The 2,333-nt window shown below is 60.6% G+C and carries 1 protein-coding gene; it reads left to right on the top strand.

The window, feature by feature from the left end; genetic code table 11:
- The coding region (locus ABRZ28_RS24150; protein WP_330521868.1) for a tandem-95 repeat protein at nucleotides 1-2,333 on the top strand (2,333 nt) is incomplete at both ends.

Genomic DNA, 2,333 nt, shown 5'->3' with positions numbered 1-2,333 from the left:
GTGACCGCCGATCAGAGCCTGACAACGCTGGAAGATACGCCGGTGACCGGACAAGTTACCGCCAGTGATGTCGATGGCGATACGCTGAACTATACCGTGGGCGAGCAGCCGAAAAACGGTACTCTGGTACTGGATCCGGCTACCGGACAGTACACCTATACCCCGACCGCCAACTTTAACGGCAATGACAGCTTTAGCGTGACGGTAGCGGACGGGCAAGGCGGTACGACGGTCAGCATGGTGAATATCGGCGTGACCGCGGTGAATGATGCGCCGGTGACCGCTGACCAAAGCCTGACGACGCTGGAAGACACGCCGATCAGCGGTACGATTAGTGCATCCGATGTGGACGGCGACGTACTGAGCTACACGGTGGGCGAACAACCGAAAAACGGTACGCTAACACTGGATGCGGCCACCGGTGAGTACACCTATACGCCGACCGCCAACTTTAACGGTAATGACAGCTTTACCGTCACGGTGGCTGACGGACAGGGCGGTACCACCGTCAGTACCGTGAATATTGGCGTCACCGCGGTGAATGATGTGCCGGTCACGGCCAACCAAACGATCACCACGGCGGAAGATACGCCGGTGATCGGGCAAATTACTGCCAGCGATGTCGATGGCGACGAGCTCAACTACACGGTGGGCGAGGCGCCGAAGAACGGTACGCTGACGCTGGATGCGGCCACCGGCGAGTACACCTATACCCCGGCAAGCAACTTTAACGGTAATGACAGCTTTAGTGTTACGGTGGCGGACGGACAGGGCGGCACGACGGTCAGCACGGTGAATATCGGCGTGACCGCGGTCAACGATGCGCCGGTCACGGCCGATCAAACGGTCACCACGCCGGAAGACACGCCGATCAGCGGCGCCATCAGCGCATCCGATGTGGATGGCGACGCGCTCAGCTACACGGTGGGCGAGGTACCGAAGAACGGTACGCTGACGCTGGACGCCGCTACCGGCGAGTACACCTATACCCCGGCAAGCAACTTTAACGGCAGTGACAGCTTTAGTGTGACGGTGGATGACGGACAGGGCGGCACGACGGTCAGCACGGTGAATATCGGCGTGACCGCGGTCAACGATGCGCCGGTGACGGCCGATCAGACGTTGACTACCGAGGAAGACACCCCGATCAGCGGCACCATCAGCGCATCCGATGTCGATGGTGATGTACTGAGTTACGCGGTAGGTGAGGCACCGAAGAACGGTACGCTGACGCTGGATGCGGCCACCGGGCAGTACACCTATACGCCGACTGCCAACTTTAACGGCAATGACAGCTTTAGCGTGACGGTCGCGGATGGTAATGGTGGCACCACGGTCAGTACCGTGAATGTCGGCGTGACCGCGGTCAACGATGCGCCGGTGACAGCCGATCAGACGCTGACTACCGCAGAAGACACCCCGATCAGCGGTACGATTAGTGCGTCCGATGTGGACGGCGACGTGCTGAGTTACACCGTGGGCGAGCAGCCCAAGAACGGCACCCTGACGCTGGACGCGGCTACCGGCGAGTACACCTACACGCCGACCGCCAACTTTAATGGTCATGACAGCTTTAGCGTGACGGTCGCGGATGGTAATGGTGGCACCACGGTCAGTACCGTGAATGTCGGCGTGACCGCGGTCAACGATGCACCGGTGACCGCAGATCAGAGCCTGACGACCGCGGAAGATACGCCGATCAGCGGTACGATTAGCGCATCCGATGTGGACGGCGATGTGCTGAGCTACACGGTGGGCGAGCAGCCGAAGAACGGTACGTTAACACTGGACGCGGCCACCGGGCAGTACACCTATACGCCGGCAAGCAACTTTAACGGCAATGACAGCTTTAGCGTCACGGTGGATGACGGACAGGGTGGTACCACGGTCAGTACCGTGAATATCGGTGTGACCGCCGTGAATGATGCACCGGTGACGGCCGAGCAGAGTCTGACGACGCCGGAAGATACGCCGATCAGCGGTGCCATCCGCGCATCCGATGTCGATGGCGACGTACTGAGTTATTCCGTGGGCGAGGCGCCGAAAAACGGCACCCTGACGCTGGATGCGGCCACCGGTGAGTACACCTACACGCCGACCGCCAACTTTAATGGTAATGACAGCTTTAGCGTCACGGTGGCGGACGGACAGGGCGGTACCGTGAGCAGCACGGTCAGCATTGGCGTGACCGCGGTCAACGATGCACCGGTCACTGCCGATCAAACGCTGACTACCGCAGAAGACACCCCGATCAGCGGCGCTATCAGCGCGTCCGATGTGGATGGCGACGAGCTCAGCTATACCGTGGGCGAGGCGCCGAAGAACGGTACCCT

The organism is Brenneria sp. g21c3 (assembly GCF_040240345.1).
GTDB lineage: Bacteria > Pseudomonadota > Gammaproteobacteria > Enterobacterales > Enterobacteriaceae > Brenneria.
The sequence above is the reverse complement of the archived record's forward strand: the minus strand, read 5'-3'. Positions and strand labels throughout refer to the sequence as shown.